This window comes from Brachybacterium sp. AOP29-B2-41 (assembly GCF_052378395.1).
GTDB lineage: Bacteria > Actinomycetota > Actinomycetes > Actinomycetales > Dermabacteraceae > Brachybacterium.
The window spans coordinates 138,244-152,432 of record NZ_JBQSXR010000009.1 but is presented as its reverse complement, the minus strand read 5'-3'; the positions used below and the strand labels follow the sequence as shown (position 1 = coordinate 152,432).

At 72.5% G+C, this 14,189-nt stretch carries 8 protein-coding genes; 2 read left to right on the top strand and 6 right to left on the bottom strand.

All coding sequences use genetic code 11. The features are described from left to right. Positions 1–15: 15 nt before the first annotated feature. Positions 16–3,153 (top strand): YhgE/Pip family protein, encoded by a 3,138-nt coding sequence (locus tag ACT3T9_RS10660; RefSeq protein WP_441444663.1) that lies wholly within the window; start codon positions 16–18, stop codon positions 3,151–3,153. A gap of 257 nt (positions 3,154–3,410) precedes the next feature. After that, positions 3,411–4,235 (top strand): endonuclease domain-containing protein, encoded by an 825-nt coding sequence (locus tag ACT3T9_RS10655; protein ID WP_444606581.1) that lies wholly within the window; start codon positions 3,411–3,413, stop codon positions 4,233–4,235. Positions 4,236–4,537: 302 nt separating this feature from the next. On the opposite strand, the gene ACT3T9_RS10650 is transcribed toward ACT3T9_RS10655, so the two are convergent. The 6 genes from ACT3T9_RS10650 to ACT3T9_RS10625 are packed head-to-tail and all read right to left on the bottom strand — an operon-like array spanning position 4,538 to position 14,164. Next, positions 4,538–5,923 (bottom strand): UDP-glucose dehydrogenase family protein, encoded by a 1,386-nt coding sequence (locus ACT3T9_RS10650; RefSeq protein ID WP_441444630.1) that lies wholly within the window; start codon positions 5,921–5,923, stop codon positions 4,538–4,540. Next, on the bottom strand, positions 5,920–8,361 hold the full coding sequence (locus tag ACT3T9_RS10645) for a phosphotransferase (protein ID WP_441444631.1): 2,442 nt from the start codon (positions 8,359–8,361) through the stop codon (positions 5,920–5,922). The genes ACT3T9_RS10650 and ACT3T9_RS10645 overlap by 4 nt, the downstream gene beginning before the upstream one ends. Next, a complete protein-coding gene (locus ACT3T9_RS10640; protein WP_444606580.1) occupies positions 8,361–10,322 on the bottom strand; it encodes an ABC transporter ATP-binding protein in 1,962 nt (653 codons plus the stop codon). The genes ACT3T9_RS10645 and ACT3T9_RS10640 overlap by 1 nt, the downstream gene beginning before the upstream one ends. Next, a complete protein-coding gene (locus ACT3T9_RS10635) occupies positions 10,322–11,596 on the bottom strand; it encodes a glycosyltransferase family 4 protein (RefSeq protein ID WP_444606579.1) in 1,275 nt (424 codons plus the stop codon). The genes ACT3T9_RS10640 and ACT3T9_RS10635 overlap by 1 nt, the downstream gene beginning before the upstream one ends. Further along, positions 11,593–12,936, bottom strand: a complete 1,344-nt coding sequence (locus ACT3T9_RS10630) for a glycosyltransferase family 4 protein (protein ID WP_444606578.1) — start codon at positions 12,934–12,936, stop codon at positions 11,593–11,595. The genes ACT3T9_RS10635 and ACT3T9_RS10630 overlap by 4 nt, the downstream gene beginning before the upstream one ends. Beyond that, positions 12,926–14,164, bottom strand: coding sequence for a glycosyltransferase family protein (locus ACT3T9_RS10625; RefSeq protein ID WP_441444635.1), 1,239 nt, complete (start codon positions 14,162–14,164; stop codon positions 12,926–12,928). Before ACT3T9_RS10625 ends, ACT3T9_RS10630 begins: the two co-directional genes overlap by 11 nt. Positions 14,165–14,189 lie beyond the last annotated feature (25 nt).

Sequence of the window (14,189 nt, the reverse complement as noted above, 5' to 3'; positions counted from 1 at the left end):
ATCGTGTGCGGCGTGATGCGACTCCTCCGTGCACTCCTCTCTGCCCTGTCCACCGTCCTCACAACTGCCCGCCGCGCTGTGTCCTCGGCCGTCGGCGTCCTGGGCGGTGCGCTCGCCCGCGCCCTCGGAGCGACCGGTCGCGGGCTCTCCGCCGTCGGCCGCGGAGCCCTGGCCCTGCTGCCCGGTGAGTGGAAGAAGCCGATCGCGGCACTGTTCGTGACCGGCCTTGCCCTGGTCCCATTGATCTACTCGGGCAACATGACCTGGTCGTTCCTCGATCCGAGCAACAGCCTCGACCAGATCACCGCCGCCGTGGTGAACGAGGACGAGGGCGCCACGGCCACCTCCCCGGACGGCGAGGAGAGCGAGCTGAACGTCGGCGCGGAGTTCACCGACACGCTCCTGGACCTCGACAAGGAGACCGTGTACCGCTTCGTGGAGGTCTCTCCCGGTGAAGCTCATCGTGGCCTGGCGGACGGCACCTACGGCGCGACCGTCGAGATCCCCTCGGACTTTTCGGCGAACATCGCCTCCCTCGGCGGCGATGCCGAACACGCGGCTCCGGCTCTGCTCACGGTGACCACCAACGACTCGGTGAACTACGTGGGCGGCAACTTCACGAAGTCCGTGGGGACAGCGCTGACCGATTCGCTGCGCTCGAGCGTGCTCGAGCAGTACCTGGGCCAGATCTACGTGGGCTTCACGACCATCCACGACGGCTTGGGCGATGCCGTCGACGGCGCCGGCGAGCTCACCGACGGTGCCACCACCCTGCACGACGGCACCGGAGACCTGGTCGACGGCAGCACCGAGCTGGCTGACGGCACAGCACAGCTGGTGGATGGCGGTGCGGAGCTGGCTGACGGCACGCACGCCCTGCACTCCGGGAGCCTAGACCTGGTCGTGGGCCTCGACCAGCTGAGCACCGGCGCGGTCACCCTGCGCGACGGGACCGCGACCCTCGACGCCGGCGCCCGCGAGCTCCGCACGGGCCTGGTGACCCTCGACGAGAACGGACAGCCGCTGCGCAGCGGGGCCCAGCAGCTCGCCACCGGCACCTCGGAGCTCGCGACCGGCGCGGGCACCCTCGCCGACGGCGCCGGGCAGGTCGCCGAGGGCACCCGCCAGCTCGACGAGACCGTCACCGCCGCGCAGCAGCGCGCCGACGAGCTCGGCGTGACCCCCGAGAGCGTGCAGCGCACCAGCGAGGACCTCGTCACCGCGATCGACGCTCTCGAGGGCATCGCCACGGACCTGCCGGGACGACTCGCCGACCCGGTCACCGCCGCCGGCACCGTCTCCGAGACGGCCACGACCCTCGACGAGACCGTGACCAGCCTGGACGAGACCGCGCAGAACCTCGACCAGACCACGACCGACCGCACCGAGGACGCCCGCACCCTGCGCGACGCCGCCTCCACCATCGGTGAGGACGCCACCGCACTGGACGAGGACGTGCAAAGCGCGCACGAGGCCACCACCACCGCCTCCGAGAGCGCCGCCACCAGCGAGCAGAGCGTCCGGGACTACACCGAGGAGGTCGATGTTCTCGCCGCACGCTGCGAGGCCTCCGGCGCCGACGCCTCCTTCTGCCAGGACCTCACAAGCACGGCGGACTCCTCCCATCAGGTGCGCGACGACGCCGAGCAGGCCTCCGTCGACACGGCCACGGCCCAGGAGGCCACGGGCACCGCGGCCGAGCAGTCGACCGACATCGCCGGCATCGCTTCGGACATGACCGGCTCCGCGGAATCGATGGTCACCTACACCGAGGGGCTCTCCGAGACCACCTCGACCCTCGCCCGGGGCACCTCCTCCCTCTCCGAGGCCACGGGGACCCTCGCCGAGGACACCTCGACCCTCGAACAGGACCTCAGCACCCTGCGCGACGACGCCGTCTCGGCCGCTCCCTCCCCCGAGCAGGGGACGAGCGCCTCCGACCTCGCTACAGACCTCGCGCAGCAGGCCCGCACCGCAGCGACGGCCCTGCCCGAGGCCTACGGCGCGCTCGAACAGGGCGCGCAGGACGCACGCCGCCTGAACACCGGCGCCCAGGAGGTCGCCTCGGGCGCCGACCGGCTCGCCGAAGCGAGCGGCACTGCGAGCGACGGCGCACAGACCCTCTCCGGCGGGGTCACCCGCTACACGGACGGGGTGGGCACCGCCCGCACCGGTGCCGAACAGCTCTCCGGAGGCACCGGTCAGCTAGCCGACGGCGCCCAGCAGCTGGTCGACGGGACATCCGAGGCCGGAGACGGTGCGCAGCAGCTCGCCAGCGGTGCCGGACAGCTCGAGGATGGTGCCACGCAGCTCCACGACGGCGCGACACAGGTCGACGACGGGGCGACCGAGCTGGCCGACGGCGCGGTCGCCCTCGACGACGGGGCGGGCGAGCTCGCGGACGGCTCGGAGGAGCTGCGAGACGGGCTCGCCGAGTCCCAGGACGACATCCCCGCCTACACCGACGACGAGAGCGACGCGCTCTCGGAGACAGCCGCAGAGCCTGTGCAGATGAGCTTCGAGCGCGCCCATGAGCTCACCCGCTTCGGCGAGGGCCTGGCGCCGCTGTTCCTCGCGATCAGCCTCTGGGTGGGCGGCATGGCCATCTTCCTGATGATGCCGCCGTTCTCCTCCCAGGCCGCCGCTCGCGGCGTGGGCCCGGTACGACTGCTGGCCGGTGGCCTGGTGCCCGCACAGCTGCTGGGCCTGGTGCAGACCGCCATCGCCGTGGGAGCCCTGTACTTGCTGGTGGGCGTCTCGATGAACGACCTGCCCCTGATGATGGGCTTGGCGGCGTTCACCTCGGTGGTGTTCGTGGCGCTGAACCACGGCTTCGGCGCCCTGTTCGGGCCGGTCGGGAAGTTCGTGGCGCTGGTGCTGATCGCAATGCAGATCTCCGGTGCCGGGGGCACCTATCCGGTCTCGACGCTGCCGCAGTTCTTCCAGGTGATCCACCCGTATCTGCCGATGACCCACGCCGTGGACGCCTTCCGCGGAGCGATCGGCGGAGGCTGGATCGACCCCGCCGGGGATCTGCAGTGGCTCGGCGGGTGGCTGCTCCTCGGCATCGCCCTGGGCCTGGCCGGCGCGCTGAAGGAGGGGCGCCGGGCCTCGGCCCAGACACCGGCATATGGTGACACCGGCGCATGGTGACACCGGCACGAGCACATGCTGACACCGGCACATGGTCGGGTACCGGCGCAGGAGCGATGACTATGCCTATTTCGCCGTACTGATCGCCCTGACGCCAGCACTCGACCATTATCCGGCCAGAAATGACCGGGGCGGTCAGTGAGAGGCCGGGGATGCCGCTGCTGCGCCGGCAACGGATGCTTCCTCCACGGCGGTGCTCCCTCCACAGCGGAGGTTCTCGGCCCTCGTCCGCACCAGCTTTGACCTGTACTGCAGGTATGAGAATCCCCGGTATCGCACACAGATCAGATCTCCCGGGTCTCGGCATCACCGACGCCACTCGTCGGCGACTGCTCCGACAGGGGCAGATGAGGCGGGTCGGCACCTGGTACGTGACCGACGAGGCCCCTGAAGCCCTCGTCGCCCTGCTGGAACAGGGAGTGCGACCCACCTGTGTCACCGCAGCGGAACAGCACGATCTCTGGGTGCCCCTGCACACGGGAGATCACGTGTACCGGCCCCGAGGCCTCGTACCCGGCGCCCCCGGCTCGGGCCTTGTGAAGCACGGCTCCGAGATGAGGATCTGGCCGGACCGCGACCCGGTCGCTGATCTGCCGCTGGCCCTTGCGCACGCCGCACGGTGCCTGTCCGTTCGCGACACGGCGATCCTCGTGGAGTCCGCGCTGAATCGGCGAAGCATCACGATGCACGAGGTGCAGCGTCTCCTCGCCTTCCTTCCCGCTGCGCGGCGGGCCCAGCTTGGCAGGGTCTCGCCGCTCGCCGAGTCCGGGACGGAAACAGCGGTGAGATGGTGGCTGGAGTCGCTGCACATCCCGGTCACGCCCCAGGTGCAGATCCCGGGAGTCGGCCGCGTCGATCTGAAGCTCGGCGCGAGCTGGATCATCGAATGCGACAGCGTGAGCTTCCATCACGATCCCCAGCAGTACCATCGGGACAGAGCTCGTGACCTGCGGCTCCAGGCTCGGCGCTACATGGTCACCCGGCTCACCTGGGAGCAGGTCTTCCTCGATTGGGAGGAGACGGCATCCCAGCTGCTGGCGATCATCCGCCGGCGCGACCACCGGCGGCCGCTCGCCGGATAATGGTCGAGAACCGGCGGCCGCTCGCCGGATGATGGTCGAGAACCGGCGGCCGCTCGCCGGATGATGGTCGGGAACTGGCGTGTGGGCGACATCTACGACGATATCGCCGTACTCATCGCCCTGGCGCCACTACCCGACCAAGCCCCCAGCACCCGACCACCGGCCACCCCCTGGCCAAACCTCCACTACCCGACCACCGGCCAGCCCCTGACCAGGCCTCCAGCACCCGACCAGGCAGCGGTACCTGAGCAGCGCCCGCACGGCCGGAGATAGCTGGTAGGCAGGAGCGGCTGTGCTCATGCTCAGGCCAGGGCGGGCTCCCGCTCGGTGATGGGGGTCGCCGGCAGGGCACTGGCCCGGCCCAGGGAGCTGATCTCCCAGCCGGCGTCGCGCCACTGCCGCGGGTCGAGCACGTTGCGGCCATCGATCATCCGCGGTGCCGCGACCAGGCCGGCCGCACGTACGGGGTCGAGGTCGCGGTATTCGTCCCACTCGGTGAGCAGCACGGTCAGCTCCGCTCCGCGCAGTGCCGAGGAGGTGTCCGGCTCGAACTCCACCAGTCCGCCGAGGCGGCGTTCGGCGTTCTGCAGCGCCTTGGGGTCGGTGACCGTGACCATGGCCCCGGCGGCACGCAGGCGGCAGGCGACGTCGAGCGCCGGGGAGTCCCGGGTATCGTCGCTGAGGGGCTTGAAGGCTGCGCCGAGCACGGTGATCCGGCGTCCGGTGAGGTCTCCGAGCATCTCACCGGCGAGCGTGACCACCCGGGCGCGGCGCCGCTCGTTGACGGCATCGACCTCGCGGAGGAAGCCGAGGGCCTCCCCCACGCCGTTGTCCTCGGCGCTGGCGAGGAAGGCGCGGATGTCCTTGGGCAGGCAGCCGCCGCCAAAGCCGACCCCGGCTCGCAGGAACTTCGCGCCGATGCGGTTGTCCATGCCGATCGCGCGGGCCACGTCGGTGACGTCTGCCCCGGTGACCTCGCACATCTCCGCCACGGCATTGATGAAGGAGATCTTGGTGGCGAGGAAGGCGTTGGCCGAGGCCTTGACCAGCTCGGCGGCCTCGTACCCCATCACCAGGCGGGGTGCTTCGCGTTCGAGGATCCGGGCGTAGACGGCGTCGAGCATCGCGACGGCCTGCGCGGCGACGGGGTCCTCGGTGTCGTGCACGCCGTAGACGAGCCGGTCGGGGTCCAGGGTGTCCTTCACGGCGAAGCCCTCGCGCAGGAACTCGGGGTTCCACATCAGGGTCACGCCCTCAATCTGCTCGAGGCGGCCGGCGAGCATGCGGGCGGTGCCTGCGGGGACGGTGGACTTGCCGACCACCAGCGTCGGCGCACCGCCGCGGACGGGCAGCACCTCGGCGAGCGTGTCGACCGCGGCCTCGAGGTAGGACAGGTCGGCGCCGAAGCCGTCGGCCTGCTGCGGGGTGCCGAGGCCGAGGAAGTGCACGTCGGCGTCGGCGATGTTGGCGTAGTCGGTGGTGAAGCGGAGCAGATCGGCGTCCAGGCCACGGGCGAGGATGTCCTCGAAGCCGGGTTCGTGGAAGGGGGCGCGCCCGGCCTGGAGGGTGGCGATGCGCTCGGCGTCGATGTCGAGGCCGACCACGTCGTGGCCGAGGTCGGCCATGGCGGCGGCGTGCACCGCACCGAGGTACCCGACTCCGATGACGGAGATCTTGGTGGTCTTCACGACATGCTCCTTTCGAGGTGGGCGACGGCGCCGCCCAGTGGGGTGTCCTCTGCCGCGGGTGCGGGGAGGGAGGCCCGGGATGCAGGGCCGGGGCCGGCCGGCTCGAGGGAGGCGGCGAGGATGCGGGCAGCGCCGCGCCACCGTGGCCGGAAGGCGTAGACGCAGGCGAGCCGGGCGATGGTGCCGCTCTCGTAGGCGGCGAGGGTCTCGGGTGGGATGCCGCTGCGCGCGGCGGCCCGGTCGATCTCGTCGCGGACCACGGCGGCCTGCTCCTCGGTCCAGATCCCCTGCAGCTCGCGCCAGGTGGCGTGCGCGCGGAGGTTCGCGGCGTCGAGGGCGGGATCACCGGCGGTCGCGGTGTCGACGTCCAGGAGGGCGGGACGGTCGCCCTCCTGCCAGAGGATCTGCTTGTCGTGCAGGTCGCGGTGGATCAGGGCAGGCCGCTCGACGTCTTCCAGGCGCAGCAGCTCCCTGCGGGCCAGCGTCAGGGCGCGACCGCGCAGGACGGCCCCGGCGGGATCGACGGCATCGGCACGTCCACCCCAGGCCTCGAGCACCTCGGCCTCCGCCGCTGGTCCGTGGAGGGTCGCGGTTCTCGCGCGGTCGCGGGAGGTTTCGACGGCGGTGGTCCAGGCATCGAGGGTCTCGCGCCAGGCGCGGCGCCAGGTGCCGTCAGCGGTGGGGAGCCCGTCGTGCAGGAGGTGTCCGGGCAGCTCGGCGAAGGTGACGGTGTCGTCGTCGGCGTCGAGCACCCGGGCGGTGCGGAAGGGGCCCTCGAAGGCGGTGGAGCGGTCGATGGCCTCCAGCAGCGGTGCGGCACGGCCGGGGCGGACGATCTTCACGTAGCGGGTCCCGGCGTGCTCGCCCTCGCTGCCCTCGCCTCCCTCGAGGCGGACCACGGCGCGTTTGCCGGGCCGGTGCGAGACGACGGTGCCGCTCGGATGCTCTCCGAGCACGCGGGCCAGTGCGGGCAGGCGCGGGTCGGTGCCGTCCTCGAGCACGGTGACCTGGCCGGTGGCGGGGTCGAGGCGGGCTGCGCGCAGTCGGGCTCCAGAGCGGGTAGGGGCGCTGTCCTCGAGCTCGAGGGGCAGGCCGCGGCCGTCGTCGGCCCACGCACGGTGCACGGTGAGCACGCGTCCGTCATGGGTGACGGTGGTGGGGACCAGGCGCTGCTGCTCCCCTGTGCTCGGGGCCGCGGGGGCCGGGGCGGGCAGAGGCAGGCGGCCGGGCCGTTCGAGGACGATCTCGGCGAGCGCGAGGCGCCGCTCGACCCGCTCCATCCAGTCATCGCGGTGACGGCGCAGCGGGTCCAGGGCGGAGGAGAGCAGGGCGCGGGCGGTCCAGGCTGCGAGCTCGGCGCTCGGCGGCAGGGCGAGGTGGCGGGTGTACCCGCGGAGGAAGGCGGTGGCCTGCTCCTCGACACCGGCGAGCAGGCAGGAGGCGATCCAGGAGCCGAGGTCGGCGCTGCGCGGCCCGAGGCCGGAGCGGTCCAGGTCCACCACGCGCAGGGGCAGGTGCCCTTCGCCAGGGACGGCGGTCTCGTCGACCGAGATCAGGACCTGGTCCGGGGAGAGGTCGCCGTGGATCAGGGCCAGGGGCCCGTCGGTCGTGAGCGTCGCGCGCAGTCGCTGCGTGAGCTGCTCGACCTGCTGTGCGCGGTGCGGCAGCAGCTCGGCGACGGCCTCTGCGGTGGCGGGGACCGGGTCGCCGATGCGGGCTGCGGGCAGGTTGTGCCCGGAGACGTCGGCGGCATGCAGGCGGGCGATGATCTCGCCGAGCCGGGCGGCGGCCGGCATCGAGTGGGGATGGCAGGACAGCCCCGCAAGATCTCCCTGGCCCCACTGCCCACCGATCAGCACCGAGGGGCGGCCGCGCCAGCGGCGCTGGGCGACGGTGGGCAGGCCCAGCTCCCGCCAGCACTCACCGACCCGCAGCAGGTCATCCAGCGGCCTGGCCGCGATGCGCAGCACCTCGCCGGAGTCGGGCAGGAGCAGCACGGCGTGGCGGCCGGGGTTGTAGCTCAGCACCCGCAGGGCGGTCTCGTCTCCGCATCGGTGCAGCAGGCGGTGGATCTCGCGGCCCAGCCGCGGGTCGCTGTCGAGACCGCCGCTGAGCAGGTACGGGCCGTCGGCTGTGGTGGTGTGCTCGAGGATCTCCGTCCCGCTGCGCTCGGCGCGGTGCAGGATGTTGCCACGCTTGTCGCGGGAGGCGACCAGCTGCACCCAGCCGACGCCTGCGAGATCCTGCCCCCGCGTCCCGGCGGGGACGGTGGCGCGGTAGGAGACGAGCACCGAGGCGGTGGGCTTGATGCGCACCCGGTCCAAGGTGATCTCGCGCCCCAGCAGGGTGGACAGCTGCTCGGGTTCCAGCAGCACGGCGGCTCCGGGCAGGCGGGCGTGGTCGCTGAGAAGCTGCAGCGGAGTGGCGGTCATGGTCATCACCGGATCTCCTGTCCCTTCGGCTGTGGGGCGTCGAGGGCCTGTTCCGCGGCGCGCTGCTCGACGATCCAGCGCGAGTAGTGGGAGTCCGGATCGGCGGCGAGCTGCGCCGGGGTGCCGTCCTCGAGGATCCGGCCGTCCTCGAGCCAGAGCACCCGGTCCAGCCCGGCCACGGTGGTGGCGTCATGGGTGATGGAGATCGTGGTGCGGGAACGGGCGAGCTCGCGCAGCGACTCGTTGACCTGGGCCTTCGCGGCCGGGTCGAGGCCGGTCGTCGCTTCATCCAGCACCACCACCGGGGCACGGCGGATCATGGCGCGGGCGATCGCGATGCGCTGGCGCTGACCGCCGGAGAGGGTGTCGCCCCGGTTGCCGAGCACGGTGTCGTAGCCCTCCGGCAGGCCCACGATGAAGTCGTGCGCACCGGCGCGGCGGGCGGCCTCCTCGATCTCGGCAGGCGTGGCGTCGCGCCTGCCGAAGCGGATGTTCTCGCGCACGGACTCGGTGAACAGCACCGACTCCTGCGGGAGGATCGCCACGTGGCGGCGCAGATCGGAGAGGCTCACCGAGCGGGTGTCGTAGCCTCCGATCCGGATCCGTCCCTCCTGCGGCTCGTTCAGACGCAGCAGGTAGGAGACCAGCGTCGACTTCCCGCCGCCGGAAGGGCCGAGGATCCCGAGGTGCTGACCGGCGGGGATCCTCAGGTCCAGGTCCTTGAAGAGGGGGCGGCCGTGACCGTCGGGCGAGGTGATCGAGGAGAACTCGACGGTGCCGCGCACGTGGCGCATCGGCACCGGGCGCTCGGGGTCGGCGATCTCGATCTCCTCGTCCATGAGGTCGGCGATGCGCTCCCCGGAGGCGGAGGCGCGGGCGATCCGGCCGGTGTACTTGGCCATGTCGCGCAGCGGCTTCATCGCGATCTTCAGGTAGGTCAGGAAGAGCACCATGTCGCCGGGGCTCATCACCCCGCGCAGCACCTGCAGGCTGCCGACGACCAGCACGGTGCCCTGTGCGATGCCCACCAGCACGTCGGTGGCGCGCTCGAGGCCGGCGGCCAACTTCTTGGCCTTCACCCCGGCCTTCATCGCCTTCTCGTTGCCGCCGGCGAACTCGTGGGCGACGGTCTTCTCCAGGCCGTAGGACTGGACCACGCGGATCGCGCCGAGCGCCTCGGCGGCGGCGCCCACCAGGGAGCCCTCGCCCTTGCGGGTGCTGCGGGAGGCGCGCACGATCTTCGGGGAGGAGCGGCGGGACAGCAGCAGGTAGATCAGGCCCGTGGCGATCACGATGCCGGAGAGGAAGGGATCCAGGATCACCATCACCACCAGCAGCACGGCGAGGGTGATGACGTTGCCGATCAGCGGCAGCCCCGCGGTGACCGCGACGTCCTGCAGCCTCCCCACGTCCCCTACGAGGCGCTGTGAGGTGTCTCCGATGGAGGCGCGCGAGTGGTATCGCAGCGACAGCGCCTGGATGTGGTCGAAGACGCGGGTGCGCAGCTCGGTGGCGATGCGCGCGCCGACCTTCGCGAAGGAGACGGTGGCGAGGTAGTTCGAGCCCGCACGGCCAGCGATGATCACGGCCAGGCCCAGCGCCGCGGCGATCACCGTCTGCTCGATGTTCAGGCCGAAGGGTGAGGCGTCCGAGGGCAGGTCAGCGCCGAGCGCCGAGGTCACGGCGTCCACCGCGTACTTCAGCGGCCAGGGCTCGAGCACCCGGAAGGCGACGTCGAGCAACAGCCCGATCATGCCGACCAGGCACAGCAGCAGGTGGCGCGGCAGGTGCGGGCGCACCACCTGGAGGGTGCGGCGCAGGGCCGAGGGATCCAGGCGCTCCTTCTTCGGCACCGCCGAGGTGCCCAGGAGGCGGCGCAGCAGGGGCGTGCGTTCGCTGCGAGGGGCGGGGTCGCGCGGTGCGGGGTCGCGCTGGTCGATCCCGGTGCGCGAGGTGCCGATGGCCATCAGGCACCCACCTCGGCCAGGCTCGCAACCTGAGCGGGGCTCGCAGCCAGGGCCGGACTCCGTGCCTCTGCCGGGCTCGCAGCCTCCACCTGGCGCAGCAGCTCACGGCAGCGGATCTTCCAGTCGTGCTCGCGCACGGCCGTCTCGCGGGAGCTCCTGGCGAGGTGGGCGCGGTGGGCAGGGTCGGCGGCCAGCTCGTCGAGGGCGGCGGCGAGCTCGTCCACGTCCCCGGGCGCCACCAGCACGCCCAGCTCGCCCTGGCCGAGCAGCGCCGGGATGGTGCCGATCGCGGAGGCGACCGTGGGCAGTCCCGCTGCGAGGTACTCGTAGACCTTCAGCGGGGAGAAGTAGTGCTCCCCGGCCGGGTAGGGGGCGGTCGCGATATCCATCTCGTGGAGGATCTCGGGCACCAGCTCGGGGGCGACGGCGCCGCGGAAGCGGACCCTCCCTGCGATGCCGAGCTCGGCGGCGAGCTGCTCGAGCTCCTCCTGCTGCGGGCCGGTGCCGCAGATGTCCAGGCGCAGGTTCTCCCGGGTGCGGGCGAAGGCCCGCAGCAGCACATCGGTGCCATGCCAGGGCTTCAGGGTGCCCACGAAGCCGACGGTGACCGGCGCCTCCGGTGCCGCGGGGACGACGGGGCGGCTGCCGGGGGTGATGCGGCGGGTGTTCACGCCGTTGGGGGTGACGACCACGCGGGCCGGGCCGGCGCCCTCGTCCAGGGTCCACTGCGCCACGGCCTCGCTCACGCAGGAGACGAGGGTCGCGCCGCGCAGCTGGCGCCGGGTCGCGGCGAGCGCCCCGGCCTCATCGGCCAGGCTCCGGTGCTGGCGCTGCTCGGCGATCAGCGGCGCGTTGACCTCGAGGATCGAGGGAATCGGGGTGACCGGGGCGGTCGCGGTGATCGCGGGAATCGGGGTGGTTGCCGGGCCTGCCGGGCCTGCAGGTGTCGAGAGCCGGGCGGCGGTGTCGGAGAACAGGGAGTAGCGCTCATAGACCAGGTCGAAGCCGCCGGCGGCGATCTCCTCGGCGATCGCGGCGGAGGCGGCGGCGACGGCCTGTTCACGCTCCGCGCCGCTGCCCTTGGGCAGGCGGTGGCGGCGCACCTCGAGGTCGGCGAGGTCGGCGGGGATGTCGTCGTTCACGCGGGTGCAGAAGACGGTCACCTCGTGGCCGTCGGCCCGGAATGCGCGGATGACCTCCTGGACGTGCACGGAGGCTCCCTTGGTGCCGAACACTCCGATGCCGGGGTCGAGCAGGGCGTAGGCGATCCTCATGACAGGGTCCTTCCGGCGGGGGCGATCGGCTGGGCGGCCGACGGGGCAGCGGCGGGCGAGAGCGCCTGCGTGGCCCGCTGCAGCGCAGGCAGCTCGATCGGCTGGGTGAGGATGTTGCGATGCGCGGAGCGCTCGGCGAGGGCGCGCAGTCGGCGGGCCTGGGAGCGGGAGTCGTACTCCGCGGCGACCAGCTCCCGGGCGGCGTCGGTGAGGGCGAGCCGGTCGGTGGCGGGATCCAGCGCCTCGCGGACGGCGTCAACCAGTGCGGTCGTGTCCCCGGTGGGGACCAGCCAGCCGGTGCGGCCGTCGATGATCACCTCGCCGACGGCGGTGACGGAGGCCGCTACGCACGGGATGCCGGTGGCCATGGCCTCGAGCAGCACGGTGGGCAGCCCGTCGGCATTGCCGTCGGCCCCGATCACGAAGGGGGCCACGAACAGGTCGGCCACGTCCAGCAGATGGCGCACCTCCTCCTGGGTGCGCGGTCCCAGCAGCCGGACCTGCTGCTGGAGTCCGAGCTCGGCGATCTTCGCAGCGAGCTCGTCGCGCAGCGGGCCGTCGCCGACGATCTCGGCGCGCACCTCGCGGCCTTCCTCGCGCAGGGCGCGGACGACGTCGATCAGCTGGTCGAAGCCCTTCTTCTCGACCAGGCGCCCCACCCCGAGCAGGAGCGGCACCTCGGCGAGGCCTGTGCGGCCGCGGTAGGGGAAGCGCTCGAGCTCGAGGCCGTTGCGCACCAGCTCCAGGCGGGCGGTGTCCCGGGCGCCGAAGCGGGCGTGCAGGTGGCGGCGGTTGTACTCGCTGATGGTGACGGCGTGGTCCGCGTCGCGCAGCTTGCGGGCGAGGTCCTCGTCCTCCACGTCGCGGTGGAAGATGTCCTTGGCGTGGGCGGTGAAGGAGAAGGGCAGGTCCGTGAGCAGGCCGGCCAGGCGCGCGACTGTGGTCGCCATCGAGGCGAAGTGGGCGTGGAGGTGGCTCACGCCGTGCTCGCGGGCGAGCATCGCGACGGCGAGCGCCTGCTCGGCGTCGTCGACCCCGGCGCGCACCAGCTCTCCGAGCTGCGCGGCCATGCCCGGTGCGAGCTCCGGATCGGCCATCGCCGCACCCCACACCTCCCAGAGGCGGCGCGGGCTGGAGGAGCGGCCCACCTGGATGACGGGGGCCTGGACCCGGGCGAGCTCGGGGTGGAAGCGGGCGTCGATCGGGGGTCGCAGGGAGAAGATCACGATCTCCTCGCCGGCGGCCTCGCGGGCCAGGATCTCCGAGACGATGAACGTCTCCGAGAAGCGGGGGTACATCTTCAGGACGTAGGCGATGCGGTGGGGATTCTCAACCGACATGGCGGGACACCTCCGGGTGGGCGGGGACGGAAGCGGGCAGGAGCTGGGCGGCCAGAAGCGGGGTTGGCAGAAGCTGGGCGGCGAGGTGGGCGACGATGGCGAGCCCGCCGAGGTCGATGTGGCCGCGGTCGGTGCGGCCGGTGACCGAGCGGCGCCACCAGGCGGAGATGTCCTCGCTGGTCAGGGTCTCGGGGTCGCAGGTCTCGACGGCGCCGACGGCGGCGAGGGCCTGGGCGCGGCGCGGCTGTTCCTGGCGGCGGCGGTGGCGGGGCACGACGAGGGCGGGGGTGTCGGTCGCCATGACCTCGGCCATCGTGTTGTAGCCGCCCATGCACACCACCGAGACGGCCTCGGCGATCAGCTCGGGGACGTCCGCGGCGCTGCGGATCACGGTGGTGGCCTCGCTCGTGGCTGTGGCCAGCGCACGGATCTCGGCGATCTCCTGCTCGGGCATCTGCGGCCCGGTGATCAGCAGGTGCTGATGCCCTTTCGGAAGCTGCGCACTCGCGGCGAGGCGGGCGAGCTCCGCGCCGTCGGAGCCGCCGCCGAGGACGGTGAGGACGTACGGAGGGGGCGGCTTCGGCGAGGTGCGGCCGGGGGTCGCCGGGCGGGCGGCGGGTCGGCCGTGGGAGAGATAGCCGGTGGGGGTGGCCAGTCGCGCGAGTGCAGGCGGCAGCTCGCCGGTCAGGCGCGGGTCGTAGACGTGGTGGTCGCCGTAGACCCAGACCGCATCGAGGTAGGAGGCCACGTGTTCGGCGCCGCCGAGGGCCTCCCATTCGGCGCTGGCGACCCGCGGAGAGTCGAGCACCTCCCGCAGGCCCAGCACGGTGGCGGTGCCGCAGGCACGGAGGTTCGCGAGCACGGGCTCGAGTTCGCCGTCGATGCCGAAGGGGTGGCGGTCGGCGATGAACAGGTCCGGCTTCAGAGCGGTCAGCGCCGCGTCGATGGTGGCGCTGCGCAGGTCCCGCAGGGCATCCGGTTCCATGCCGAGGCGGCGCGGGCCGTACCCGCTGCGGGTGCGGGTCATCCCGGGCAGCACCAGCCAGTCCCAGCCCTCGGGCAGCGGGTCGCGGCCGGCGTCCGGATGGCCGGCGATCAGCAGACCGCTGACGCCGCCGCCGGTCAGCGCCGGCAGCTGCTCGGCGAGCGCATAGGCGAGGGCGCGGTTGCGGCGGGCATGGCCCAGTCCCACGGAATCGTGGGAGTACAGCGCGATCGTGGTGTCCATCGGACTCTCCTGCTCGTTCGGTGAC